29 protein-coding genes and 1 other annotated feature are annotated in these 26,714 nt (G+C 35.6%); of the genes, 2 read left to right on the forward strand and 27 right to left on the reverse strand.

The genetic code is table 11. The features are described 5' to 3' along the window. Genes recG through JF75_RS05975 form a run of 3 tightly spaced genes read right to left on the reverse strand, consistent with a single transcriptional unit; the run spans nucleotide 1 to nucleotide 4,082 of the window. On the reverse strand, nucleotides 1–2,037 hold the full coding sequence (gene recG / locus JF75_RS05965) for an ATP-dependent DNA helicase RecG (protein WP_046332265.1): 2,037 nt from the start codon (nucleotides 2,035–2,037) through the stop codon (nucleotides 1–3). Nucleotides 2,038–2,039: 2 nt separating this feature from the next. Next, nucleotides 2,040–3,698: a DAK2 domain-containing protein gene (locus tag JF75_RS05970; protein WP_046332266.1), complete on the reverse strand. Its 1,659-nt coding sequence runs from the start codon at nucleotides 3,696–3,698 to the stop codon at nucleotides 2,040–2,042. Nucleotides 3,699–3,719: 21 nt separating this feature from the next. Next, a complete protein-coding gene (locus JF75_RS05975; RefSeq protein ID WP_046332267.1) occupies nucleotides 3,720–4,082 on the reverse strand; it encodes an Asp23/Gls24 family envelope stress response protein in 363 nt (120 codons plus the stop codon). 162 nt (nucleotides 4,083–4,244) lie between these two features. On the opposite strand from JF75_RS05975, the gene rpmB reads away from it, so the two are divergent. Next, nucleotides 4,245–4,430, forward strand: a complete 186-nt coding sequence (gene rpmB, locus JF75_RS05980; protein ID WP_038523104.1) for a 50S ribosomal protein L28 — start codon at nucleotides 4,245–4,247, stop codon at nucleotides 4,428–4,430. A gap of 49 nt (nucleotides 4,431–4,479) precedes the next feature. On the opposite strand, the gene JF75_RS05985 is transcribed toward rpmB, so the two are convergent. The 10 genes from JF75_RS05985 to gmk all read right to left on the reverse strand — a co-directional run bounded on the left by JF75_RS05985 (nucleotide 4,480) and on the right by gmk (nucleotide 15,013). Next, nucleotides 4,480–5,169, reverse strand: coding sequence for a thiamine diphosphokinase (locus JF75_RS05985; RefSeq protein WP_046332268.1), 690 nt, complete (start codon nucleotides 5,167–5,169; stop codon nucleotides 4,480–4,482). Next, nucleotides 5,166–5,813 carry a ribulose-phosphate 3-epimerase gene (gene rpe / locus JF75_RS05990; protein ID WP_046332269.1) on the reverse strand — a complete coding sequence of 216 codons (648 nt, stop codon included), beginning with the start codon at nucleotides 5,811–5,813 and terminating at the stop codon, nucleotides 5,166–5,168. Before rpe ends, JF75_RS05985 begins: the two co-directional genes overlap by 4 nt. Before the next feature lie 10 nt (nucleotides 5,814–5,823). Continuing rightward, a complete protein-coding gene (rsgA, locus tag JF75_RS05995) occupies nucleotides 5,824–6,714 on the reverse strand; it encodes a ribosome small subunit-dependent GTPase A (protein WP_084605808.1) in 891 nt (296 codons plus the stop codon). Beyond that, nucleotides 6,710–8,695, reverse strand: a complete 1,986-nt coding sequence (gene pknB, locus JF75_RS06000) for a Stk1 family PASTA domain-containing Ser/Thr kinase (protein WP_046332271.1) — start codon at nucleotides 8,693–8,695, stop codon at nucleotides 6,710–6,712. Before pknB ends, rsgA begins: the two co-directional genes overlap by 5 nt. After that, nucleotides 8,692–9,441: a Stp1/IreP family PP2C-type Ser/Thr phosphatase gene (locus JF75_RS06005; RefSeq protein ID WP_046332272.1), complete on the reverse strand. Its 750-nt coding sequence runs from the start codon at nucleotides 9,439–9,441 to the stop codon at nucleotides 8,692–8,694. Before JF75_RS06005 ends, pknB begins: the two co-directional genes overlap by 4 nt. 4 nt (nucleotides 9,442–9,445) lie before the next feature. Continuing rightward, nucleotides 9,446–10,771: a 16S rRNA (cytosine(967)-C(5))-methyltransferase RsmB gene (rsmB, locus tag JF75_RS06010; protein WP_046332273.1), complete on the reverse strand. Its 1,326-nt coding sequence runs from the start codon at nucleotides 10,769–10,771 to the stop codon at nucleotides 9,446–9,448. Beyond that, nucleotides 10,758–11,702 (reverse strand): methionyl-tRNA formyltransferase, encoded by a 945-nt coding sequence (gene fmt, locus JF75_RS06015; RefSeq protein ID WP_046332274.1) that lies wholly within the window; start codon nucleotides 11,700–11,702, stop codon nucleotides 10,758–10,760. The genes rsmB and fmt overlap by 14 nt, the downstream gene beginning before the upstream one ends. Before the next feature lie 14 nt (nucleotides 11,703–11,716). Further along, complete coding sequence (gene priA, locus JF75_RS06020; protein WP_046332275.1) at nucleotides 11,717–14,116, reverse strand: primosomal protein N'; 2,400 nt, start codon at nucleotides 14,114–14,116, stop codon at nucleotides 11,717–11,719. A gap of 62 nt (nucleotides 14,117–14,178) precedes the next feature. Beyond that, nucleotides 14,179–14,397 (reverse strand): DNA-directed RNA polymerase subunit omega, encoded by a 219-nt coding sequence (rpoZ, locus tag JF75_RS06025; RefSeq protein ID WP_046332276.1) that lies wholly within the window; start codon nucleotides 14,395–14,397, stop codon nucleotides 14,179–14,181. 1 nt (nucleotide 14,398) lies between these two features. Further along, nucleotides 14,399–15,013: a guanylate kinase gene (gene gmk, locus JF75_RS06030; RefSeq protein WP_046332277.1), complete on the reverse strand. Its 615-nt coding sequence runs from the start codon at nucleotides 15,011–15,013 to the stop codon at nucleotides 14,399–14,401. A 188-nt stretch (nucleotides 15,014–15,201) separates the two neighbouring features. Between gmk and JF75_RS06035 the strand changes: the two genes are divergently transcribed. After that, nucleotides 15,202–15,477: a hypothetical protein gene (locus JF75_RS06035; protein ID WP_046332278.1), complete on the forward strand. Its 276-nt coding sequence runs from the start codon at nucleotides 15,202–15,204 to the stop codon at nucleotides 15,475–15,477. A 35-nt stretch (nucleotides 15,478–15,512) separates the two neighbouring features. Here the strand turns inward: JF75_RS06035 and JF75_RS06040 are convergent, their stop codons facing one another. From JF75_RS06040 to JF75_RS06105, 14 genes are all read right to left on the reverse strand, one after another. Beyond that, on the reverse strand, nucleotides 15,513–16,397 hold the full coding sequence (locus JF75_RS06040) for a GNAT family N-acetyltransferase (protein WP_046332279.1): 885 nt from the start codon (nucleotides 16,395–16,397) through the stop codon (nucleotides 15,513–15,515). Then, nucleotides 16,394–18,082, reverse strand: coding sequence for a DNA repair protein RecN (recN, locus tag JF75_RS06045; protein ID WP_046332280.1), 1,689 nt, complete (start codon nucleotides 18,080–18,082; stop codon nucleotides 16,394–16,396). Before recN ends, JF75_RS06040 begins: the two co-directional genes overlap by 4 nt. Before the next feature lie 9 nt (nucleotides 18,083–18,091). After that, the gene (locus tag JF75_RS06050; protein WP_046332281.1) at nucleotides 18,092–18,904 is read right to left on the reverse strand and encodes a TlyA family RNA methyltransferase; all 813 of its coding nucleotides are present in this window, start codon (nucleotides 18,902–18,904) and stop codon (nucleotides 18,092–18,094) included. Continuing rightward, a complete protein-coding gene (locus JF75_RS06055) occupies nucleotides 18,904–19,770 on the reverse strand; it encodes a polyprenyl synthetase family protein (RefSeq protein WP_046332282.1) in 867 nt (288 codons plus the stop codon). The genes JF75_RS06050 and JF75_RS06055 overlap by 1 nt, the downstream gene beginning before the upstream one ends. A gap of 12 nt (nucleotides 19,771–19,782) precedes the next feature. Then, nucleotides 19,783–20,025, reverse strand: a complete 243-nt coding sequence (locus JF75_RS06060; protein ID WP_046332283.1) for an exodeoxyribonuclease VII small subunit — start codon at nucleotides 20,023–20,025, stop codon at nucleotides 19,783–19,785. Continuing rightward, complete coding sequence (gene xseA, locus JF75_RS06065) at nucleotides 20,006–21,373, reverse strand: exodeoxyribonuclease VII large subunit (RefSeq protein WP_046332284.1); 1,368 nt, start codon at nucleotides 21,371–21,373, stop codon at nucleotides 20,006–20,008. The genes JF75_RS06060 and xseA overlap by 20 nt, the downstream gene beginning before the upstream one ends. Continuing rightward, nucleotides 21,360–22,211, reverse strand: a complete 852-nt coding sequence (locus JF75_RS06070; RefSeq protein WP_046332285.1) for a tetrahydrofolate dehydrogenase/cyclohydrolase catalytic domain-containing protein — start codon at nucleotides 22,209–22,211, stop codon at nucleotides 21,360–21,362. Before JF75_RS06070 ends, xseA begins: the two co-directional genes overlap by 14 nt. Before the next feature lie 55 nt (nucleotides 22,212–22,266). Further along, nucleotides 22,267–22,659, reverse strand: a complete 393-nt coding sequence (gene nusB / locus JF75_RS06075) for a transcription antitermination factor NusB (protein ID WP_046332286.1) — start codon at nucleotides 22,657–22,659, stop codon at nucleotides 22,267–22,269. Beyond that, nucleotides 22,637–23,095 (reverse strand): Asp23/Gls24 family envelope stress response protein, encoded by a 459-nt coding sequence (locus JF75_RS06080; protein WP_046332287.1) that lies wholly within the window; start codon nucleotides 23,093–23,095, stop codon nucleotides 22,637–22,639. Before JF75_RS06080 ends, nusB begins: the two co-directional genes overlap by 23 nt. A 17-nt stretch (nucleotides 23,096–23,112) precedes the next feature. Continuing rightward, entirely contained in the window at nucleotides 23,113–23,682 is a 570-nt protein-coding gene (gene efp / locus JF75_RS06085; RefSeq protein ID WP_045928273.1) for an elongation factor P, read from the reverse strand. Between the two features lie 72 nt (nucleotides 23,683–23,754). Next, nucleotides 23,755–24,864, reverse strand: coding sequence for a M24 family metallopeptidase (locus JF75_RS06090; RefSeq protein WP_046332288.1), 1,110 nt, complete (start codon nucleotides 24,862–24,864; stop codon nucleotides 23,755–23,757). A gap of 138 nt (nucleotides 24,865–25,002) precedes the next feature. Then, complete coding sequence (gene rpmA / locus JF75_RS06095; RefSeq protein ID WP_046332953.1) at nucleotides 25,003–25,296, reverse strand: 50S ribosomal protein L27; 294 nt, start codon at nucleotides 25,294–25,296, stop codon at nucleotides 25,003–25,005. Nucleotides 25,297–25,309: 13 nt separating this feature from the next. Further along, nucleotides 25,310–25,624, reverse strand: coding sequence for a 50S ribosomal protein L21 (gene rplU, locus JF75_RS06100; RefSeq protein WP_046332289.1), 315 nt, complete (start codon nucleotides 25,622–25,624; stop codon nucleotides 25,310–25,312). A 13-nt stretch (nucleotides 25,625–25,637) separates the two neighbouring features. After that, nucleotides 25,638–25,712 (reverse strand) — a sequence feature (ribosomal protein L21 leader region). 87 nt (nucleotides 25,713–25,799) lie between these two features. After that, entirely contained in the window at nucleotides 25,800–26,639 is an 840-nt protein-coding gene (locus JF75_RS06105; protein WP_045928275.1) for a YitT family protein, read from the reverse strand. Between the last annotated feature and the right edge of the window lie 75 nt (nucleotides 26,640–26,714).

Below are 26,714 nucleotides of genomic sequence, written 5' to 3' on the forward strand. Positions count from 1 at the left end.
CTATGTTCTCTTTTGCTGTAATTGTTTATATTCTAACACTTCTTTTAAAGTTTTATTTTCTGATTTTTGCAGGAGAGGATCATCTTTGATTAATTTTCTGGCCTCTTTTTGTGCTACTACCATAGTTTCGTAGTTATTAACTACATCACCAACTTGAAATTCGGGTAAACCAGATTGAGCCTTACCAAAAAGATCTCCTTCTCCCCGCATCTTTAGATCTTCTTCAGCTAACTTAAAACCGTCTGTTGTTGATGAAACGATTTTCATACGGGCTTTACCCGCCTGCGTATTAGGATCAGCCAAAAATATGCAATAACTCTGAGTTTTTCCTCTGCCTATTCGCCCTCTTAACTGGTGAAGTTGACTAATTCCAAAGCGATCAGCATTATAAATCACCATCATATTAGCATTAGCCACATCAACTCCAACTTCAATAACGCTAGTTGTAACCAAGATATTAATGTTTCCTGCAGCAAATTCAGCCATTATCTCATCCTTTTTATTACCAGGCATTTGACCGTGAAGTAATACTACTTTTTCATCAGGAAAATCATGACTTAATTTTGCATAAAGCTGTTCTGCATTTTTTAAATCTAATGCCTCTGATTCCGTAATCAAAGGAGTAACAGCGTAAATTTGATATCCTTGCGCCAGCTGCTGCCGCATCAATTGATAGACTTGATCCATTTGCGTACTAGTTTTCCAGGAAGAAACTATCTTTTTCCTTCCAGCAGGAAGATGTCGTATCTCTGAAATGGCCATATTGCCATATACAGTCAAAGCCAAAGTTCGGGGGATAGGCGTTGCGGTCATGGCTAAAATATCGGGCAAGTTTCCCTTATTGACCAGAGATTGCCGCTGATTGACACCAAATCTGTGTTGTTCATCGATAATCACCAAACCCAAGTTTTTAAAAATAACAGTGGCTTGGATAAGAGCATGGGTACCAATCACAACATTAATAGTGCCATCAGCAAGCTCCATGTTAATTTCTCTACGCTCCATGCTTTTAGTCGAGCCAGTCAATAAAGCACAACGAACGCCTAAAGGCCTGAGTAATTCATCAATCTTTTTAAAATGTTGACTAGCCAAAATTTCAGTAGGAACCATGAGGGCAGCTTGATAACCAGCGGTTACTGCTGCAAAAAGTGCATAGACCGCCACAATCGTTTTCCCAGAACCGACATCTCCCTGCAACAAACGGTGCATTTGTATTTTAGAAAACATATCAGCAAAAATTTCATTAATAACATTTTTCTGGTCAGTTGATAATTCAAAAGGCAAAGACCTAGTTAATTTAGCGACTGCACTTAAATCATACTTTTTGGCAAAACCCTTATTTCGAGGATTAACTTCAGTTAGTTGGGCAAGCTCAGTTTGAAAAATAAAAAATTCCCTAAAAATAGCACTTCTTTTGGCAACTTGTGACTCAGTAGCATTTTTAGGATGATGCATTTTTTGTATAATATCAGTTTCATTAAGCAAATGATATTTTTTCCTAATTGAAATTGGCACAACATCATCAACACCAGTTAAGTAGTCAGCTAAAGCCAAATTAATTATATCAATCAACTTTTTCTGCTTTATGTGACGGTTCACAGAATAAATGGGAGCCATGCCACTATCATTTTCTTTGGCAGCAATAAATTTAAAACCCGCTAAGCTTTGTCTTGAAATATTGTATTTGCCATAAATTGCAACTTCTTTGCCAACCTCAATTTTTTCTTTCAGCCACGGCTGATTAAAAAAATTGACCATGACTACATCATGGTCAATTCTCAATTTAAAACTAAGTCTGCTCTTTTTGTAGCCAAATCTGCTTACAAAAGCTTCAGTAGCCACAATTCCTTTTAACATTACCTTTTGACCATCCATGATCTGGTCAAGAGGAATCGTTTGCAGTTCATCATAACGAAACGGAAAGTAATATAACAAATCATAAATGCTATAAATTCCCAGGCCTCCCAGTGCAGCAGCCGTTTTAATTCCAACCCCTTTTAAGTCGCTAACAGGTGCAAATAATTTTTGGGCAATCATAATTACTCAACAGAAATCAAAAAATTGTATACAGGTTGGCCACCGTCATGAATCTCAAATTCAAGGTCATCATGCTTTTCTTTAACCGCTTCAACCAATTCTTGGGCTTCTTTTTTATTTGAGTCACGACCATATATTACTGTAATAATTTCTGAGTCCTCATCAAGCATCTTTTCTACCATAGATGAAGCTGTAGTAATTAAGTCAGTATTTGCAATCTTTATATCACCATCAACTATTCCCAAATAATCATCCTGATGAATTTCAACTTCATTAATTGTCGTATCACGGTTAGCTTTGGTAACTTCACCAGAAACTACTGTATCAAGAGCGTCAGTCATATTGGCAACATTGTCTTCAAGGGAATCATCAGCATCAAATGAAAGCATTGCTGTTAAACCTTGCGCAATTGTCTTGGTAGGAACAATTCCAACTGGAATATCACTTACTTCAGCTGCTTGTTTTGCTGCCATAATAATATTACCGTTGTTAGGCATCACTATTGCCTTCTTGGCACCTGATTTTTTAATTGAATCAATAATGTCTTGTGTAGAAGGATTCATAGTTTGACCACCAGAAATAATGCGGTTAACACCTTCACTTTCAAACAATTTACGAATACCATTACCTGAAGCCACAGCAATAACAGCAAAATCAACGTTTTCTTGGTTTTCCTCACTATTATTTACAATTGTTTCATGTTGAATTCGCATATTGTCAATTTTAATTTTTCCTAATTGTCCAAATTGACTGCCATACGCAAAAATAGCTCCTGGATGTTCAGTATGAATATGAACTTTTGCCACTTCTTCATCTGAAACAGCTAAAAGTGAATCACCCAATTGAGACAAATGTTCTCTAAATTCATCTAAATTGAAAGTTTTCTTATGGGGAACATCAGCAGTTAAGTCAACCATAATTTCAGTACAGTAGCCATTAGCAATATCCTGCGTTGAAAGTTGTGATTGTACTGACTGGTGGTGCATCGCATTAATCATTTCATCCATTTCACCTTCATCAGGTTGATAGCGGTCAGCAAATTCTTCACCTAAAAGGCCTTCTAAAAAGCCCTCATATATAAAGAGTAATCCTTGCCCACCTGAATCAACTACGCCTACTTGTTTTAAAACAGGCAATAAGTCTGGTGTAGTCTTCAGCGCCTTTTTTGCACCTTCAACAATGGCTTTCATAACTTCTTCAACATCATCGGTTTCATTGGCCTTATTGGCACCATCTTGCGCGCCAATCCGAGCAACAGTCAAAATAGTTCCTTCAACTGGCTTCATTACAGCTTTGTAAGCTGTTGCAACCCCATTTGAAAAAGCATTGGCCAATTCTTGTGCATTAAGAGTTTTCATGCCTTGAGTTGCCTTATAAACTCCTCTAAAGAGCTGAGAAGAGATTACCCCACTATTACCGCGAGCACCCATCAACATCCCTTTAGCAAGACTTTCTGTCAAATCGCCAACACTATTACTAGTATTTTGGGCAACAGCTTTAGCACCACTTTCAATAGTTAAATTCATATTTGTTCCAGTGTCTCCATCAGGAACAGGGAAAACGTTCAAAGAGTTAATAAACTCAGCGTTGCGACCAAGTCTGTGCGTTGCAACGCGAACCATATCTCTAAATTTTTTACTGTCTATTTCCTTTAAAACCAATATTTCTAACCTCCGCTTGAGTTATTCATCAAGCACTTTAACACTTTGAACGATGACATTAACAGCTTTAGTTTCAATTCCAAGTTGATTTTTCAAATTGAATTTAACACTATCTTGTACGTTGCGACTTACTTCAGATATTTTTAAACCATAGCCGACTATTATATAAACATCAACCGTAATCCTATTATCCTCAGATTTAACAACAACACCGCGTTTATAATTTGCTCGATTTAATATTCCATCGAAGCCATCACGGATAGCATTTTTAGATGCCATGCCGACAACGCCGTAGTTAGATGTAGCTGCGCTACCAACAACAGTTGCAATCACTCCATTTGAAATATCAATCAAACCATTTTTTGTTTTGATTTTTACAGCCATGTTTACCTCCGTATCATTGTTCTCATATTATGAATCTATTTTATCATAGTAATCAAGTTTAAATACAAAAATCCCTTCCTAAAAATACTTTTGCAGTTGCAATGAACTTAAACTTATGCTATCTTAATTTAGTATGAAAACACAATAAAGGAGGTTTAGCAAATGGCAAAAGATTATATCACTGGCAAAAAGACCACTTTTGGTAATACACGTTCACACTCACTGAATTCATCACGTCGTGCGTGGAAGCCAAACCTTCAAAAAGTTCGTATTCTTGTTGATGGCAAACCAAAGCGCGTATGGGTTTCAACTAAGACATTAAAATCTGGTAAAGTTACCCGTGCCTAACGTAAATAATAAAGTTTTAAAAAAGCAGAAGTTTTCTTCTGCTTTTTTATTATTTTATATTTTGAAAGCGATTAACATCCCTAGATTGAATAACGGCTACTACACCTTTTTCAAATGATAAACCAAACTGATTTACATTAAGTAAGAATTCATTCGAACTAAATGAAATAGGATTAACCCCGTTAAAATCATTTAAATTATATTTAGCTCCAGCTATTTTTAAATTTTTAACTGCCGTTAACGGTATTACTCCAAAATATTTATAAGTCGATAATTTTTTAATCACATGGTGTCCGCAATTGTAAAATCTAATTGAATTTTGTTGGTCTATAAGTTCAATTTTCTCAGCAAACTGGTTAAATTCAGGTTTGAGAACCATAAATAAATTAGATAAAAAGTGATCTAAGCGTCCTCCAGTCGCTCCAAAAAGGGTTAAATAAGAAACATGATAATCTATAAACGCACATCTAATAGCCATTTCGGTATCCGTCAAATCTTTTTCTGGTATCGAATACCTGATATCTCTGACATTTTGTTCAATTAATCTTAATTCATTTTTTTGTAATGAATCAAAATCTCCTTCAGCGACATCAATTTTCATGCCCATTTCTTTTAAAAGTAAAGCTCCACGATCAACGCCGATTATTAAATCACCGCTTTTTTTGGCTGTTAAAAGTTGCTGGTTAAGATCCTTCGGCCATAATTGTTTAGGAGCGCCTGACAACGCCCAGGCCTTCATTGTAGTATGCCTCTCAATTCTGCAATCTGTTTTTCTACGCTATTTTGACAAAAGAGATATGATCCAGCTACAAAAATTTCTGCTCCCGCATCCTTAGCTTTTTTAGCAATTTGACCGTTAATTCCGCCATCAACTTCAATTGGAACTTTTCCTTTGACTAATCTTGAAGCTTCCTTGATTCTAGAAAGAGATTCAGGAATAAATTTTTGTCCACCAAAACCCGGAAAAACAGTCATCAGCAAAATCTGATCTATTTTAGAAATAAATTTAGAAAGTACAGAAACGGGAGTATCAGGATTAAGAACCACTCCGGCTTTAACATGATTTTCTTTTAAATAGTCCAACCAGTAATTTAGTTTTTCTTCAGTCATTGCCTCATAATGAAGCAACATAATTTGAGCTCCCGCTTTAGTGAATGCTGGTACCAAGTCATCAGGGTTATTGCTCATCAAATGGATCTCAGCCTCACTAGTAGGAAAAGTTTTTTTGAAATCTGAAACAAGTTGTGGACCAAAAGATAAATTAGCTACAAAATGCCCATCCATGATATCGATGTGGAACCTTTTTATGCCTGCATTCACTGCTGTCTGAATATCTTTTTCTAAATTTAAATTATTAATATTTAATATTGATGGTGCTATCAATGTTATCTCCTTACTTTAAATATTCTGGTAATTTGCCATTTTCTATTTCTTTGCGCAATAATAAATAATTATCATAGCGACTTTTGGATATTTTACCTTTCTTAATTAGTGCTTTTACTTCACATTTAGGCTCATTAAGATGTTGGCAACCGCGGAACTTGCAATATTTACTTGCTCTCTTAAATTCAATGAAATAATTACGTAATTCATTTATTTTGATCGGTGTTAAATCAATTGCAGAAAACCCAGGCGTATCTGCAAGATAACCTTTACCTAAATGAAAGAGGTTCACTGTTCTAGTGGTGTGCTTGCCCCGATTTAAAGAATTTGAGATAACCCCAGTTTCTTGATTCAAGCCATTTTTAAGCGAGTTAATTAAAGTAGATTTGCCCGCCCCAGATTGACCAGCTAAAGTCCATATTTGTTCGGAACCAATGTCATTAGGTAAATTACTGGCAACTTCTTTTTGGCTATAATAGACCTTATAGCCTATTTCCTGATAATACTGCAAAGTTTCTTCAATTTTAGTTAATTCCAGTCTGTTTGTTAAATCCGTTTTTGATAAAAAAATACTTACAGGAACGCCTTTCCAAGAAAAGAAAGTCAAAAAGCGATCCAATAATTGTAGCGAAAAGTCTGGTTGGACTGCAGACATTACGAGTAAAATCTGAGTAACATTAGCAAGGGCAGGACGGCCAATCAGGTTTTTACGAGGCAAAACTGCAACCAAGTAACTTGTGCCTTGATCATCAATTTGTATTTTAACGTGATCACCAACAACAGGCTTTAAATTATTTTTACGGAAAACCCCTCTGGCACGGGTTCTTATAATATCAGTGCTTGTTTGAACATCATAATAGCCTGCAATCAGACCAATGACAATTCCTTGATCTTCTTTAATCATTTTTGACCTTCTCATTCAAAATAGTCTGTCCATCGCGCACTACTTTGAGTTGACCTGGACCGTCTTTAAGTTCAAATGGGATTGAAAAATTCATATCCTTTTTAATGTACAAATCCCGATAAATATTGTCAATTGAATGATTATCATCTGAAATATAAATTTGAACATGATTACCCCGTTTATCATCGGAATCATCGTCATCAGTATCTTCGTAACTAACCGTGAAGTTTTTTATTGCCGTCAGATTACGTTGCTTTTTTACTCCCTCAGAAACATTAACTGATATAGTACTTCCATTTGGTACCTCTGTGCCGGCTGCCGGACTCATAGAAATAATTTTGCCCTTCTTAACTTTATTTGAGTATGCGGAACTGACTTGTAAAGTCAATCCATGTTTATGTGCAAATTCTTGCGCTTCTTTCAAAGAATAATCAGATAAATCCGGCAATTTAATCATATGGGCTTTTGCACGATGATTTTTCCCTTTAGATACGGTTAAAGTAATTGTTGTTTGCTCTGGCTTTACTTCAACATCAGCTGCAACGCTTTGAGAAATCACATGATTTGGCGGAACGCTAGAAGAAAACTGATTTTCACGAATTATTTCAAAGCCCAGTTTTTCGAGTTTTTGCACTGCAATTTCATATTCATCGCCTGTAACTTCAGGTACTCTTACCATACCAGCTCCATCCGAAACATAAAGATCAATAAATCTGCCTCGCTTTATTTCTGCTCCTGCAGTAGGCGAGGTTTCAATTACTTTACCACGATCAATACTGTCAGAACTTCTGTGTCTTATTTTACCTACTTTCAATCCTACGTTCTCCAGTTTGTTTCTTGCATTTTTTTCACTCATATTAGTGACGTCTGGAATACGAACATCTTTATGATCATTACTGTTAAGAACAAAAAACATCAAACCAACAATTAAGACCGCAGCAATTCCTACAAAAAGCCACCACCATTTATGTTTACGCAAAGCCTGTGCAAAACTAGAATGATTTGCTTTGGATTCTTCTAGCGGCCCATTACTTTGAGTTTTGCCTTCTTCAGTTACCTTACTGCTATTTGGGCTAGACTTGAAACTAGGTAAAATAATTGTTTCATCATCATTATTCCCGTGTGTAGGCTTAAAAACCGGTTCATTTGCTCTACCTGGCTCTAAGCTGCTATCAAGATCATCTTTCATTTCTTTAGCAGAATCATACCGATCTCGTGGATCTTTAGCAGTTGCTCTTAAAACAACATTTTCTAGCGCTTGTGGAATATTGGGATCTTGTTTTCTGATTGAAGGTATAGGCTCTTGTGCGTGTTTTAAAGCAATTGAAACAGCTGAATCTCCGTTAAATGGAACATGACCAGTAATTAATTCATACAGAATTATACCCAAAGAATAAATATCAGACTGTTTGGTAACGAGTCCTCCCCTAGTTTGTTCTGGGGACATATAATGGACGGAACCAATCGCTGAATTCGTTTGGGTAATTGAATTTTGATTTAAAGCTACGGCAATACCGAAGTCAGCAATTTTTATATTTCCATGTTTATCCATTAAAATATTTTGCGGTTTTAGGTCTCTGTGAATTACATTATGTTTATGGGCCAAAGACATTGCACTCAATATTTGATCCATGATGCGGATAATATCTCCTAAGTGTAGGGGAGAATTTGACCTGATATAGTCTTTTAAATCCGGCCCATCAACATATTCCATAACCATGTATGGTAAGCCATGATCAGTGCCAACATCTAAAACCATTACTATATTAGGGTGACTCAATTCGCTGGTTGCCAGTGCTTCTCTTTGAAAACGAGCTAAAGTTTGTGGCTCCTTTTGTAAATCAAGGCGTAAAATTTTAACCGCAACTTTTCGCTGCAGAATTATATCTTCAGCAAGATAAACATTGGCCATGCCGCCTTCACCCAATGTGTCGATTATGCGGTAACGATCACCTAACAAATAGCCCTTATTAATCATTTACTGTCACCGCCTTCATTTAGAATTAGGCAAGCGGTAATATTATCCTCACCACCTAAGCGATTAGCTTCGTCAATTAACTTTTGACAACGATTTTTCAAGGATAAATCTTTTGTGGCAAGAATTTGTTGAATCTGTGGGTCACTCAATGAATTTGTTAATCCATCAGTACAAAGCAAAATAATATCGTTATCATTTAAAGTTACCTGCTTAAACTCCGGATCTATTGTACTGGAAACTCCGAGTGACTGCGTAATAATATTTTTTTGAGGATGATTTCTGGCCTGTTGCTTCGTAATTTGTCCTAGTTTTACTAATTCATTAACAAGAGAATGATCTTCAACTAACTGGATGAATTTTCCTGCAGAATAACCATACGCCCTAGAATCCCCCAGATGGGCAATTAAAGCTTCGTTATTAAAAATAGCAGCTAGAACAATAGTTGTTCCCATACCATTTAGATCAGGAAAACGATCTGCAGTTCTTAGTATAGTTTCATTTTCATTACTGAGCTGGACGTTTAGCCACTTACGTGCACTGTCAGAATCATAAAAATCAGTAACGCCAAAATTATGACCCAAATGACTTACAGCCATAGTTGAGGCGACATCGCCGCCTTGGTGTCCACCCATGCCATCGCAAACAATGGCCAACAAAGCGTTCTTTTTGTTTTTGAAAACCTGGACAGAATCCTGATTACTTTTGCGTATTCGTCCAATACTAGATGCAAATGCTGTTCTAATCAAAACTTTAACCTCGCATTTTAAACTTAGCTATAAAAAAGCCGTCACTGCCATAACTATCAGGTAAAATTTTCAACATCCCTTTAGTTGCTTTAAGCTTACCCGCAGTGAAAGGTTGTAATTCAAACTGAGTATGACTTTTTAAAAAAGCCTTAACAACGTCTTCATCTTCTTCTCGTGTAATAGTACAAGTAGAATATACTAATTCGCCATCCCGACTTAACAAGGTACTCACATGGTTTAAAATATCTAATTGTATTTCTCGTAATTTACTTAAATCGTGTATAGTTTTAGTATAGCGAATTTCCGGTTTTCTTCTAATAAGACCTAATCCAGAACATGGAGCATCCACCAAGATTTTATCAAATTGTCCTTTTTTAAATGTTTGATCAGCTTTTCTGGCATCCATCGTTTTAACGTTTATTCTTGATTCAACGTTCATTCTTTTACCATTTTGCTTAACCAAACCCAATTTATTTTTGTGAATATCAAGAGCAGTAACATGACCTTGTTTTAGCTTTTCAGCAATTTGAATAGTTTTTCCACCTGGTGCACTACAGGCATCAAGAACTTCTTCATTGCCAGTAAAAGTGAAAGCACTTACTGCCAAACTAGCAGCTTCGTCTTGAATTGTCAATTTCCCTTCTTTGAATAAAGAAGTTTTAAAAACTCCACCATGTGTTAAAACCAATTCATCTTCAGTAATTTGAGATTTAGCAGGAGAAAATCCTAATTTAGTTAATTCTTCTTTAACTAAATTGAAATCAGCCAAGCCTGAAATTCTAACAGTATTTTTAGCTGGTTTATTAATACTGGACAAAATCGAGGCCGCTTTGTTTTCACCCCAATTATTAATAAGGTACTGAACAAGCCACTGGGGAGTACTTTCTTTAACACTTAAAAAAAGTACTTTGTCTTCAGCATCGGGTAAAATCTTGCCTCTTCTCAAGAAAGACCGCAAAATACCATTAACAATCTTAAATCCAGCCGAATGCTTTCTACCAAATTCCTTAGCCAAATTATTAGCTTCGTTTAGGACGGCTCGATCTGGTATGCTGTTCATAAATAAAATTTGATAGGCTGACATTAGTAACAATGGCAAAAGGTAATCTTCTTTAAGTTCAGTCTTTAATAAACCCTGAAACTGATATTCCAAATATATTTTTTCCTGAATAGTGCCATACACGATTCGTGTCGCCAAATTTTGGTCAGCCTGAGACAGTTTCGTTTCCTGCAAACTATTGTTAAAACTGATATTTGAATAAGAGCCATCACGAAATACTCGAATCAAGGTTGCAAGTGCTACCGCACGTGCACTTTTATGAGCTGACAATCTTATCACCTTTACTGAAGTTTTTACCCTGACCGTTCAAAAAACTTTTAATTACCATTTTTTTCTTTCCAGAAGGCTGAACTTCAAGTAAATTCAAAACGGTATGATTAGCAAAACTAATTGCAAATCGTTTTTTATTATCAACGACAACTCCAGCAGGAAATGTAGTCGTATCGCCAGCAACTTCAGCTTGCCATATTTTAAATCTTTTACCATCAATGAGCAAATAAGCTCCTGGATCAGGATTAAGTCCTCGAATTAAATTATTAGCCTCAGTCGCGGTCATATTTAATTTTATTTGTTCCTGTTTTTTGCTGATATTTGGTGAAAAAACCACTTTATTTTCATCTTGCGCTGTCTTTTTCTGCGGATCAGCAATAATTTGCGGCAAAGTTTGGATTAGCAAGTCACGACCTAAAAGAGACAGTTTTTCAAATAAGGTTCCTGCATTATCTTCTTTTTGAATATCTATTGCTTCTTGGGCATAAATATCACCAGCATCCATTTGCTTAACCATTTCCATAATGGTGACCCCAGTTTGTTGATCACCGTTAATAAGAGCATATTGAATTGGCGCGCCACCACGATATTTTGGTAATAGAGAGCCATGAACGTTAACAGCAGCAATTTTTGCCGATTGCAGAAATTTACTAGGCAAAAACTGACCATAAGCAGCAGTGATGATTAAATCAGCGTGCATTTTTATTAAAGCAGCTAATTCAGCAGATTTTCCCAAATGTTCAGGCTGAAAAACGGGTAAATTCAGTTTCTTAGCTAAAATCTTAACCGGAGTTTCAGTAACTTTTTGTTTTCGTCCAACTTTTTTATCAGGTTGAGTAACCACGGCTTTTATTTCATAATCATTCTCAGAAAGAGCCTTTAAAATTGGTACAGCAAATTTAGGAGTTCCTAAAAAAATTATTGATGTCATTAATCATTTCCCCTTTACATTATGCGCTCTGGTTCATTATCAATATAAACAGACAAACCATATTTTTTAACCTTTTGCGCTGAGTCTTGAATTTGGTGTAATAACTTGTTTAAATTATCCTCTTTTTTATATTTTACCAGTATTTGATAATAATATTGATTTTTTAAGCGAGAAATTGCACTAGGGGTTGGACCTAAAACTATTGTTGATTGGTGTAATTTTGGTTGTAACCATTTTTTAATTCTAAAAGCTTCTCTAGCAGCATTTTGTTCATTTTTGGCCGCAACAGAAACTAGCACCGTGTAAAAATAAGGCGGATAATTGCCAGCATGACGAACACGCATTTCATACTGATAAAATTGCTCATAGTCCTGAGTTTCAGCTAGTTTAATAGCATAGTGATCAGGATTAAAAGTTTGGATAATTACCTCACCTTTCTTTTGAGCTCGTCCAGCTCGTCCTGCGACTTGTGTTAACAACTCAAACGTTCTTTCAGAGGCGTTGTAATCTGGTAACCATAAACCCGTATCAGCATTAACAACGCCTACTAAGGTCACATTGGGAAAATCCAGTCCTTTGGCAATCATTTGCGTACCTAGCAGGATATCTGCTTCACGATTGCCAAAAGCATCTAAGATCCTTTTAAATGATCCTTTTCTTCGTGTAGTATCAACATCCATTCGCAAAATACGGCAGCCTGGTATTATTTTTTCAAGCTCTGTCATAATTTTTTGTGTGCCGGTACCCAAGAAGCGGATTTTTGTGCTTTGACAATTAGGACATTTTTCAGGAATCGCAGTAGAAAAGCCACAATAATGACACTGCATTTTATTGGTATCTTTATGCATTGTCAAAGATAAGTCGCAATTTGGACATTTCATAACATAGCCGCATTCACGACATAACATAAAGTTGGCGAAGCCTCTCCTATTTAGCATTAAAATAACTTGTTCTTTTTTGGCAATCCTTTTTTTTATTGCCTCAACCAGTTGAATAGATAGGTCAAATTGCCCACCATTAAAATGAGCCTTTTTTAAGTCTATTAACTTAACTTCTGGCAAACTTTGCTGGTTAGCACGATGTGGTAGTCTCAATAATTGATAAACATCTTTTTGTGCTCTGGCTCTGCTCCCTAGTGAAGGTGTTGCACTGCCCAACAAAAGCGGGCAAGAATTATAGTTGCTGCGCCAAACTGCAACATCTCTAGCATGATAACGCGGATTATCTTCTTGTTTATAAGAAGATTCATGCTCTTCGTCTATCACTATTAATCCGATATTCTTTAAAGGAGCAAAGACAGCACTTCGAGCACCAACAACAACGCGTGCTTCGCCTCGGCGTATGCGACGCCATTCATCATACAGTTCTCCTTCTGATAATCCACTGTGTAGAACTGCTACTTGCTGACCAAAACGATTCTTCACTTGGCTTACCATTTGCGGGGTTAAGGATATTTCAGGAACCATCATTAAGGCATTTTTTCCAGCCTTTAAAGTAGTACTTATAGCATTTAAGTAGACTTCTGTCTTACCACTGCCAGTAACACCTTCTAATAAAAAAGTACGTGCTTTTTTCTCGATGATTGCTGGTTCTATTTTAGCTAATGCGTTCTTTTGTTCAGTGTTAAGCTTAATTTTTTTATCTGATTTTTCTTCCTGCTCATAATTTGTCAGTGGATCACGATAAATTTCAGCCGGTTTTTTTCTAAGCCAGCCTCTTTTGACAGCATTCGTTAATGAAACAGTGCTGAGATTTGCATTATTTTCGATCTCTTTCTGCATTTTTGGAAATTTATCGTAATTTTCAATTATATACATAATGAGCTGCTTTTGTTTAACAGCATTTTTTCTTAAAGATTCATATATATTTATATATTCTTTTTTATTATTCGTTAGTGAATATTCATTTTCAGTTTTGACCCGAGCCCGATTTTCGACAACATACTCAATTTTGGCCATATTTGTCCTTAACAATTTGCGAATTTCAGCAATTTGTTTATTATCATTAATCGTATTTAAATCTAACGGCTTTCCTTGAAAAATAGTCATTTTTTTTGCTTTAGAAGATTCCGGTACCAGAATTTTACGATAATTGGCACGCATAACTCTAGGAAGCATTGTTTTAAGAATAGTAATTCGATAAGAATAGACATGATCAGCCAAATCTTTTGATAATTTAATTAATTCAGAGGTTAGAGGGGGCATTTCATCTACCACCAAAAGCAAGTCTTTCAATTTACCTTGATATTGACTTTTGTTACTCAAACCAACTACGAAACCCTGTAATTTGCGTGGACCAAAAGGTACAAAAACCCTGGAGCCAATTTCTACTTCACCTAACTCATCAGGAATATGATATTCAAAAATGCGATCTGTTTGCTTAGCTGCAACATCAACAATAACCTGTGCAATCATTTAATCACCTTTAAAAAATGACCTCCATCTTTCTTAGGATGGAGGTCATAAAACTTTATTAATTACTGATTAACCTCACGATGCTTGGGATCAACGGTAACTTTGCCAGCTTCGATTTCTTCTAAAGCTTTGCCAACTGGTTTTTGTGATTTATAATTTTTCAGAGCTTCAGGTTCGCCGTCCTCAAGTTCGTGTGCTCTTTTTGCAGCAAGAACTGATAAAGAATATCTCGAATCAACCTGTGCCAACAATTTATCTATAGATGGATACGTAACTCTCAATTTAATCCTCCTTAACCATTTTCCGATATGTATCAATGACACGTTTAACACTCACGTGTTCAGCTTCAACAATCGCTTTTATATGATCAACAGCATTTGCTACTGTATCATTAACTACTGCATAATCATAATCCTGCATTACCAGAATTTCTTGACGAGCCTGTTTTATTCGACCCATAATTACATCCTCGGATTCAGTACCCCGATTTTCTAATCTAGTATGCAAAGTATGTAAATCAGGTGGTGTTAAAAAGATGAAGACACCATCAGGCATCTGTTTCCTAACCTTCTTAGCACCATTGACATCAATTTCTAAAAGCACGTCCTTACCTTCATCAAGCATTTTTTTCACTGGTGCCTTAGGAGTGCCATAAAAATTATTTACATATTGATTATACTCCAAAAGTTCATTTTGACTGATAGCCTGCTTAAACCGTTCTTGAGTAACAAAATAATAGTCCTTGCCGTTTATTTCTCCAGGCCTGGGTTTCCTGGTAGTCATTGATACTGAATATTCAAACGGAAAAACTTTATTTTTCACGATTGCACTTTTAACGGTACCCTTACCTACTCCCGAAGGGCCAGAAAGAACAAGTAACAAACCTTTTTCTGCCATGCCATACTCCCTTACAAAAAGCTATTGTATCTAGTTTGCACTAAAATGAAAATATTTTCAAGTTATGATATTTTCAACTAATCAAAATTCTCTTAAAAAAATTTGCTTAAATACTTGTTTTTTGGAACAAATGTTCTTATAATATAATTTGTCAAACAAATGTTCGGTTAACTCTAAGGGATGGTTTGATGAAAAACTCACTTAAGAAAATTTATCACTATTTTTTCGATTATGATGAAGATAAATTAAGTATTTACAGTCAATACTACTATGAAATATTAGCTGCTCTTAACAGCGCCCTAGTCCATCGCTCCTATGTATTGGTAAGTTATCAAGACGGAACGAGTGAAATCGGACAAATCATAAAACGTGTTTCTGCAGGTCGTTTTATTTTACGTTTAGCAAATAAAAAACTAATTAAAATAGTTGATATTGATACTATATTTAGAATTGATTTCGCATAATAAATTTCATTATAAAAACGCATTGCCAAGAATCATTATGATTCTTGGCTTTTTAAATACAATGTTTCGCTTAATATTTTGAAACCAGCTTTTTCATAAATGTGAATTGCCGCTTTATTGTCAACATCAGCATTTAAAGCAAAAACGCTGCTGCCTTCCTTTTGCAAAATTGCAGTCATCTTTTTAATAAAAAAAGTACCAAAACCTTGTCCACGAAATGGCTTATCAATAAACAATCCGAAGAAATAGTCCTCATTTTCACCATGATCCACAGCACAATAGCCAGCAACTTCATTACCTTTTAATAAGATAAAGCTTTTGGTATCTTTATCCAACAGGGAATTCTTAATGTATTTAGTAGATGTGGCAATGGCATCTCCAAAAGCATTACTGTGTGCCGCAGCAACTTGATCAACATAGCTCATTGTTAAAGGCTTAACTGCTAGAACTTGGTTTAATTTGTCAGTCTTTTCAATCATTACTGGTTCTATAGTTCGCATATAATAATCTGAATCTTCTGGAACAACTTTTAAACTCATATTTTTCAAAAAACTTGGATTTTTTTCTAAAAAGACTTTCTCTGTCACAAACACCCATTTGTGATAACCATATTGCACCATAATTCTTTTCGCATGCTCAAACATTCCTGTAGCAATCTGTTGTCTGCGAAATTCCGGAGCAACTTCTAAGTTAACTTCCACCTCTTCTTCAGGACACTCATCTGCATATAGCATGGTTAACCCAACTAACTTATTTTCATCATAAGCCAAAATGAAAGTTGGCATATCTTGAAAATAATTAAATTGATTACTTAAGTAAAAATTTGAATAAGTTTTATCAGCTTTTTTAACTTTTTCAGTTAGTTCATTTGCCTGTCTAATTTCTTTTTCATTCAAAGTTACTTTTTCAACAAGTATCATTTCTTCTTCCTTTTAAAACTTTTCATCAAATCCTTAGCATTTTGCTTAGCTGCTTGTGTTACATCGCTTCCGGCCATCATTTCTGCTATCGCAGTCACTGTTTCCTCTTGAGTTAATGGACCTATTTGGGTGTATGTAGCACCATCTTCAACTTTTTTTGCTACTAAATATTTTTGATCACTAGCAGCAGCAACTTGTGGTGAGTGTGTTATGGCGATTACTTGCTTATTTTCTCCAATTGAGTGCAATTTTTGACCTATTGCTGCTGAGACACGGCCAGAAACCCCAGTATCAATTTCATCAAAAATCATTGTACCTACAGGTTCAACTTTACTGAAAATTGCTTTTAATGCCAGTATCAGCCGTGATTGCTCACCACCAGATACAATTTTGACTAATGGCATTAATTCCTCACCGGGATTTGGTGCAATTAAAAATACAATATTATCCGTACCTTTGTTGGTGAAAGTTTTTGTTGTCGAAAAATCAATCCTAAAACGAGCTTTTGCCATATATAAATCCGCTAATTCCTGTTTGATTTTACTTTCAAGTGTTGCGGCTACTTTTTTCCTCGTCTCATGAAGATTTTGCGCTTCAGTTTTGAGTTTTTCTTCCAGAATATTAAGTTGCTTTTGCAACTTTTCTTCATCGAGTCCACCTGTCTGGTATTGACTCAATTCTTTTTGAATTTTGGCATAAAAGGCAAAAACATCTTCTAATGAAGGACCATATTTTTTCTTCAATGAATTAAGCAAATCTAATCTGTTTGAAACGTATTGAAATCTTTCCTCATCAAAATCCATTTCATCAAGCACATTTGATAATTCACTCCGGGCATCACTTAAAGCAAAAACTCCATCATCTATAGTTTTAGCAATATCTTTGAATTTAGCACCATATTCCGTTAACTCGCTGGCTGCACTTTGGGCATTATCCAATAAAGTTTCAATGCCATGGTCTTCATCGTCATATAATTGCATTAAATAGTTAGCTGTATCGACAATTTTTTGATAATTATTTAGTTCGTTATATTCTTCTTCTAGCTGATCGTCTTCATGAGGATCTTGCAGATCAGCTTTGGACAATTCATCATTCTGAAAAGATAATATATCTTGTTTTTGAGCCAGTTCCTGGGCATCTTTATGCAAATGATTAATTTGAGAAGTTAATTCTTGCCATTTTTGAAAATTTTCCTGGTAAAGATTAAGTTCCTCTTTAAAATCGACTGGAGCATAATTATCAACCAAATCAATTTGCCTATCCTGATCCATCAATATTTGTTGATCATTTTGACCATGAATATCAACCAGAAAATTACCTAATTCTTTTAATACATTAATTGTAGTTAATTGTCCATTTATGCGAACAATATTTCTTCCCTTAGCAGCTATTTCCCGGCTGATGATTAATTGCTTATCTGCATCAGGTATACCGTACTTATCACAAATTGCAGCAATTTTTTTAGATTCATGATCAATATCAAACAAGCCGGTAATAACAGCTTTTTTTTCACCGCTACGGATCATTTCTTTTTGACTGCGACTTCCCATTAATAATGAAACTGCATCGATAATAATTGATTTACCCGCACCAGTTTCACCTATTAGCACAGTCATATTTTCTTGAAAGCGAACCTTCAATGCTTTAATAATTGCAAAATTTTTAATATCCAGTTCAACTAACATTTTTTTCTCCTAAAGATTGGCAACAGCCTGAGCAACTAAATCTTCTGGGTTCCCAGACCATATTAATTTACCACCATCTTTTTCGTCTTTTTGTAAATGTATCAAAAACTCAATATTGCCTTTGCCACCTTTTATTGGTGAATAATCAAGGTTTAAAACGTTAAAGCCATCAGCCCTTGCTTGATCAATGGTATGACTGATAACGGCACAATGGACATCATGATCATGTACTATACCATGTTTACCGACATGTTCAGGACCAGCTTCAAATTGAGGCTTTATCAGACAAACAGCTTCACATTTATCTTTTAGAATCTGAAACATTGGCGGCATAATTAAATCTAAAGAAATAAAGGAAACATCAGTCATTGCAAAATCAGGTTGACCGTGAGTAAAATCTTCAGGTTTGCTATAACGAAAATTTTGTTTTTCCATTACTACAACGCGAGGATCATCACGCAATTGCCAGGCAAGTTGATTGTAGCCTACATCGAGAGCATATACCATCTTAGCCTTGTTTTGTAAAGCAACATCAGTAAAGCCTCCAGTAGAAGCGCCTATATCAAGACAAATTTTATTGGTCAAATCAATTTGAAAGGATTTTAAGGCCTTGGCCAGTTTAAAACCACCCCTTGATACGTACTTCTTATCCGATTTTTTTACAAAAAACTTTTCATCAACCGGTAAGTTAGTACCGCTTTTATCGATTCTCTGATGATTATGATCTGATACTAAACCTGCCATGATCGCCCGTTGAGCTTGGGTACGGGAATTAAACATTCCTTGTTTGACTAATAATACATCTGCTCTTTCTTTGACCATTATAATACCTTTTTATATAAATCAAGAAATCCAGCCAAAACAGTTGCATCAATAGATTTTAAGCAATTTTGAGCATCAAGCATTAAGTCAGTCAGCTCTTTACGACTTCTTGAAACACCAAGCAAAGTCAAAGTATTATTCTTGCCGCTCTCCAAATCTTTATGGGTTTTTTTACCAGCCTCTGCAGAAGTTTCAACCACATCTACTAAATCATCATAAATTTGATATGATCTTCCAAAATTTTCAGCAAACTGAATTAGTGTCTTTTTTTGAGAAGAATCAGCATTACCATATTCAACTGCCATTGCGACACAAGCTTTAATTAAGCAACCTGTTTTTAACCATTCCATTTTATTAATAAATGCGGAATTGTTTGCAACGCTATCATTATTAGTAGAATCAATATCTAAATATTGTCCACCAACCATGCCGTTAGGACCAACAGCTTGGGTAATTATTTTAACTAATTTGACTGAATTACTGCCATCAGAAATCCACTCAATACCCATTGGTAATAAAGCATCTCCAGCAAGAATGGCTTCAGCCTCACCCCATTTTTTGTGACTTGTTAATTTTCCTCTCCGATAATCGTCATTATCCATAGCCGGCAGGTCATCATGAATTAACGAATAAGTGTGAATCAGCTCAATTCCACTTGCAATCCTGACTTCTTCCTCATTTATTTTTACTTTTAGTGCGTCAAGCGTTGCCAAAAAAAGTAAGGGACGTAACCTTTTGCCTCCAGCCATTACTGAATAAGACATAATCTGACTTATTTTCTTGTCAGAAACTTCGCTTGTTAAATGCCCTTTTAAGTAATCATCTACTATTGGAGTCCATTTTTCTTTAAATTCTTTAAAATTCATGTCAAATCTTCTCTACTTTTCTGGGGCAGCAGCATCATTAGGGTCAAGCTTATGCTCTGTTCCATCACTATCAATTAATTTAGCTACTGTTTCTTCGGCTTCAGTTAATTTTTTATTTAAATCATTACTTAATTTTTTTCCAGCTTTAAACTGCTCAAGTGCATCCTCCAAAGGAATATCGCCTTTTTCTAAGTTATTAACAATTGTTTGTAATTCAGTCAATTCCTCTTCAAAATTATTTTTCTTGGTTGCCATTTTTTTCTCTCCTTATTGAACTGATAACTGCTGTTGCTAAACCATCTTTAAATTTGATGCTGATTTCATCTTTAACCGCAATTTGACTTACGGAATTGACAGTTTTATTCTTTTGGTCTTTAACATATGCATATCCTCTTCGTAAAATTCTGTCGGGATCATAATCGTTAAGTTGTTGTTCTGATTGGCCTAAAACATTACGTTTTCCCTGTAAAAAATGTTCTGTATTAGCAACTAATCTCTGATAATAAAAATCTGTTTGCTGCAAAAAAGACTTGATTTTTTTATTGGGGCTGACTGTAACCAGGCTTTGTTTTGCCAACTGGTAATTTTGCCTTTTGCGTTCCAATTGCCGCACCATATCATTATGAAGTCTGTCTCGTAAAAGGTCTAAGGTTTGTGCCTGCTCATCATATAGTCTTGCAGGTTCTCTCATGATAACAGAATTATTAATGCGACTTAAGGCATCACGACGTACCCTAATTATGTTTTGTATACTGGTAACAAGGCTGTTTTGCATTTGGCGAATATTTATCAATTCATCTGGTAAATTAGGAGTGGCGTATTCGGCTGCAGCAGTTGGAGTTGCTGCTCTTACATCAGCAACTAAATCACATAGTGTAGTGTCAGTTTCATGACCGACAGAAGAAATGACCGGCATTTTCATATCAAATACTTGTCGTACTACGCTTTCCTCATTAAAGGGCCATAGATCTTCAAGCGACCCTCCACCTCTACCAATGATCATAACGTCATATTTATCTTTAAACTGAGCTATTTGCTTCATTGACGCTATTAATGAGTCAGCAGCAGAATCTCCCTGAACTTGAGCTGGAAACAAATCCACTTCTGCATGAGGAAATCTCCTATTAACAGTTACTAGGATATCATGGATTACTGCACCAGAAGCACTCGTTACAACAGCAATGTAATCTGGATAATGAGGAAGTGATTTTTTAAATCTCTGATCAAAAACCCCCTCACTAGCCAGCTTTTTTTGCAATTGCTGTAATTGTTCATATAATGCCCCTAATCCAGCAGGTTCCATAGATTCGGCATAAAATTGGTAAGAGCCCTGTGGCCCATATACGCTAACATAGCCAGTTACATATACTTTCATGCCTTCTTCAGGCTTAAATTTCACTTTATCAAAATATGAACGAAACATGACCACATTTATCTTCGATTTTTCATCTTTTAGTGAAAAATACTGATGTGAATTACGCCGATAACGAAAATTAGACAATTCACCTTGAAGAAAAACTTTGTGTAAATAAGGATCGTTTTTAAATTTTTGAGTTATATAGTAATTTAAGTCCGAAACTGTTAAGTACTTACTGCTTTCCATTATTTCTCCTCGTCAACTGAACAACTTGTTCCATAAGAGACTCAACCGTAAGAGGACCAATTCCACCTGGAACCGGAGTTATGAAACTCGCAATTGGAGCAACTTGCTCAAAATCAACGTCTCCAACTGTTTTGCCATTAAATCGACTTATCCCTACATCTATAATAACTGCATTTTTCTTAATCATATTCGCCTTTACTAATTTGGGGTGGCCTGTTGCCGAAACTAATATATCAGCTCTCTTGGTATATTCAGCCAAATTTTTAGTCTTCAAATGTAGAATAGAAACAGTTGCATCCCTTTCAAGCATCAATGCAGCTAAAGGTTTACCCACAATGCTGCTTCTACCTATAATCACTGCATTTTTTCCTTTTAAACTAATATGATAGTGATCTAATAAAGCTAAAATACCATGTGCAGTTGCAGGTTCAACAAAATGATCTCCTTGCCATAAGCGACCTACATTTGCTGGAGTAAGACAGTCAACGTCCTTATTTGGATCAATAGCAGCTAGTGCCTCATTTAAAATGATTTGTTTCGGTACTGGCAGCTGAATCATAATACCATTGACAGACTTATCATTATTTAGGCGATCAATTAACTCTAACAAATTTTTTTGTGTCACATTAGACGGTAATTGAAACAATTTTTGCTTAATACCAATTTGATCTGCTCTTCTTTTTTTAGTTTTTAAGTAGATTTTGCTACTGGGATCATTACCAATATTAATTACGCAAAATTGAGGTTGTATGCCTGCCATCTTCAAAGTTAAAACTTGTTTTTGAAGAACTTCAGCGCGAATATTAGCTAACTGCTTGCCGTCTAAAAGTTGACCCATTTTTTATTTCCTTTTCTAAAAAAATAGTCGGCATAAAGCCGACTATAAGTTATTTTTAGATAAAATTTGCCAACATACCATTAATAAATGGCTTATCTTTAGGATCAGCAAACTCATCACATAAGTTCAAAGCTTCATTTACCGCAGCTTTTGGCTCAATTTCCTTACTGTATTTAATTTCATACAAAGCAACTTCCAAAATGGCCAACGAAATTTGATTAATACGGTTAATACGCCAGTTCTTTTTTAAATAGCTGGCGAGTTCACCCTTTAATTCATCCCGTTTTTCTATTACGCCTTCAATTAATTCTTTTGAATAGGCAGAAAGTACTTTTAAATCAAGCATTGCGACAGTTTTAGCTTCAACTTCATTAGCCGTATATTTTAAGTCTTGATTAGACAAATAAACAGCTTGCATTGCGACTCTACGACTCTCGTGTTGATTCATTTTTACCCTTTTCATCTATGTCGGAAAATAGCTGAGAGGTGCCGCTGCCATCTTCATTATCATCATCTGGAAATTCAAGTCCTGTAACATGCACATTAATTTCACTAAGAGTTAAATCGGTCATCTGTAAAACCTGTTGCTTTAAAGTCTTTTGCAAATTCATTGCTATTTCAGGCACATTTTTACCGGCTTCAATACTGACATAAACATCGGCAATCAAGTTATGCTCATCATCAATATTAACAGATACACCTCTGCCACGATCTTCTCTTCCTAATACGCGGTTAATTCCGGACTTGACGTCACCGTGCATTTCGGCAACTCCATCTACTTTTTCGGCAGCAATGCCCATAATAACTTCAAGAACACTAGGATCAATTTCAATTTCTTCGCCGTTATTTTGATCATCTAAGACAATTTTTGAACTATCTGCCATTTTTTTACCTCGAAAAATTATTTATTTGCGCGAGATACGTATGTACCATCGACCGTATTAATTACTAAAACGTCTCCCTCATTAATAAAGAAAGGTACGTTTACTACAAGGCCTGTTTCCATAGTTGCAGGCTTTCCACCACCTGATGAAGTATCACCCTTAATATTAGGCTCCGTTTTGGCAACCGTCAATTCAACAGTATTCGGTAATTGAATTCCTAAGGTTTTACCATCATGCATAATGACACTTACATTCATATTTTCCTTCAAGAACTTGGCTTCATCTTTTACTTGTTCGTTAGGAATTGCCAACTGGTCATAAGTGTTAGTATCCATAAAAACGTAACTGGCACCATCATTATATAGGTACTGCATAGATTTTGTTTCTATTTCTGCAGTTTCAACTTTTGCAGTAGAGCGGAAAGTATATTCCTGTACAGCACCTGTGTTCAAACTCTTTAGCTTTGAGCGAACAAATGCACTGCCCTTACCAGGTTTAACATGTTGAAATTCAACTATACGCCATAAGTCATTATTATACTTAATAGTCAAACCATTTTTAAATTCATTTACTGAAATCATTGTCATATTGAGTACCTCATCTCCATAATATTATCTTACCAATTAGTAAGCGATTTTACTATAATTATTATTTATCTTTTATAAAGAAATTAAGTTGTCTTTAGGTAAAGTAGATAGTGTCTCAGGGGTTTGATTATGAATTAAAATATCATCTTCAATTCTGACACCACCCTTATTTGGCAAATAAATTCCCGGTTCAACAGTATGAACCATGTTATTAACAAGTTCTTGTTTACCAAAAGGCAAGGCAGGTTGACATAATTCATGTATTTCTAATCCGATGCCATGGCCAATGCCATGACCAAAATACTGTCCATATCCTTGCTCTGTAATGTAACTTCTGGCTGCTCGATCAACATCAGAACCGTGGTTGCCGGCAACTGCAGCTTTGATGCCCCGTCTTTGCGCTTCGTGGACAATTTCATAAATTTTGTGCATTTCCTGGTCAACTTTGCCAACAGCAACAGTTCTGGTAATATCAGCAGCATAGCCATGGTAAAACGCACCAAAATCAATTACAACCATATCGCCATCTTCAATCATTTTATCGCTAGCAACACCATGAGCCCATGCAGAACGCACTCCTGAGGCAATAATAGTATCGAAGCTAGGACCATCACCGCCATTAATTTTAAAATAGTAATCTAATTTTGCTCCGATTTTTCGTTCAACAGCACCTGGCTTAATCAAAGGCAATATTTCATTAAAGCTATCCATTGAGATATTAATCGCTGTACGCAATGTTTCTAATTCAAGTGCGTCTTTAACATTACGGACTTGTTCGACTAGTTCCTCGCATATTTCGAAATCGATACCAGGGTTTAATCTTTGCAAGTTTGCAAACTCAACTGCAGAAACGAATTCACCTTCAATTAAAACTTTTTTTAAATTTGCCTCTTTTAATTGTTTAGAAATTTCAAGGTCTTGACCTTCTTTTTTCATTACCACCCTAATTTCACCAGGGGCTTCGGCTTTAATCTGATCGTCAAACCGTGAGTCAGAAAGTAAAATTCGATCTCCTTTTGAAGTTAAAATCAATTGAGCTTCTTCACCAGTAAAATTAGTCAGGTAACGATAATTTGCTTGGTTAAAAATTAACAGTCCATCGGCATTACGTTTTTTAATTAGTTCGGTAACCTTATTTATTCGCCTGTTAAGCAGCGTTATTAGTTCTTCCTTTTCAGTCATACCCATAATCTCCTGTATATCAATCTTTACCTTAATTTTAACCCTAAAAAGAGATACATTGCTAACTTATCTTTACTAAATTAAAACAGAAAAAAGACGAGAAGCATATGCTTTTCGCCTTCTTGCTTAAGAATTAAATTACTTAGCATCTTCTTCAACCGGAATAACAGAAACTTGTTTTCTATATTTATCTTTCCGCTCAAATTTTACTACTCCATTTACTAAGGCAAATAAAGTATCGTCTCCACCTTGACCAACATTCTTACCAGGGTGAATCTTTGTACCACGTTGACGATAAATAATTGAACCAGCATGAATGGTTTGACCATCTGCAGCTTTAGCGCCTAAACGACGTCCAGCTGAATTACGACCATTGGCAGTAGAACCTCCACCCTTGTGGTGGGCTAATAATTTAAGATTTAAAATATTCATCATTACTTCACCTCTAGTTTAATTCAATTTTTTCAACTGTAACCTTAGTATAAGGTTGACGGTGACCATATTTTGAATGTGAGTGCTTCTTAGGCTTGTACTTGAAAGTAACTACTTTCTTTTCCTTACCTTGCTTTTCAACTTTAGCAACAACTTTAGCACCTTTAACTAACGGTGTACCAACTTTAACATCTTTGCCATCGGAAGTAAGAACTACTTCATCAAAAGTAACTTCTTTGCCTTCTGCAGCATCAAGCTTTTCAACAAAAACACTATCGCCTTCAGCAACTTTATATTGCTTGCCACCGGTTTTAATAATTGCGTACATTTACTACCCTCCAAAATTTACTTAGACTCGCCAATCGAGGTGCTCCGTAAAAGACTTATTACCCCGAAATGTGCGGTTGCAGATGTGGAGGAACCCACAAATACAACTACTACATAATACTACTCTTAAGTCTAGTTGGCAATAAAAAATGCCCTTTTTATTGGGTAAATTGGCATTAAATCTGCCACTTACCACCGTGTACTTTAGCAATATTTTCGGTAACAATAAATGCTTCACTGTCAATTTCGCGGGCTTTGGCAACTAATTGACCATATTCATTAGTATCAACAATTATAACTAATTGTTGCTTATCTTGGTCACTGTATCCACCCACAACGTTATAAACAGTCAGGCCATCGTAATCCTGCTGGAGCATTTGCCTAATTTTATCTAATTTAGTGTTACTCATTATGCGCACTTGATATTTTTTATCAAAACCAGTTTCAGTATATCGCATAGTAATAGTAGTAATGACCTGAGAAAAAGCTGCCAGTAAAAATGCTTCAGTTCCATCAACAAAAATGTTAAGTACAATGACCGACATATCAATGACCATGAGCGATATAGCAGGGTCAACATAAAAATATTTTTTTATAATTAGTGGGGGAATTGTGGTTCCGCCAGATGAAGCGTTAATTCGGTAGAGCATTGTAACACCAATGCCCATTAAAACCCCACCATAAATTACCGCCAGCATATTATTTGAAGTTAGTTTAAAGCTAGGGGTAATTGCCATTAAGACAGGTACTAAAAGACTGCCCAATGCAACTTTTTTTAAAGTTTGTTTGCCTAAAAAGACGGCAGCTAAAATTAACATTAAGCCATTAACCACAAATACCGAAATTGAGCGGTTAATTCCCCAAACAGCATCAATCAATATTGAGATTCCAGTCGAGCCACCAGCAGCAACATTTATTGGAGCATAAAAGAAGTTAATTGATATTGTGATTATTTCCAGACCAGCCAAGAAAAAGAGCCAGTATTGCCAGGTATGGGTTTGCTTTTGTGAGTCCATCTCATCTTCCTTCCATAAAATTGTTATTTTACATTTTACAGGAAATCAGCTATATTATGCAAGGAATATGGGTTT

Source organism: Lactobacillus kimbladii, assembly GCF_000970755.1.
Lineage (GTDB): Bacteria > Bacillota > Bacilli > Lactobacillales > Lactobacillaceae > Lactobacillus > Lactobacillus kimbladii.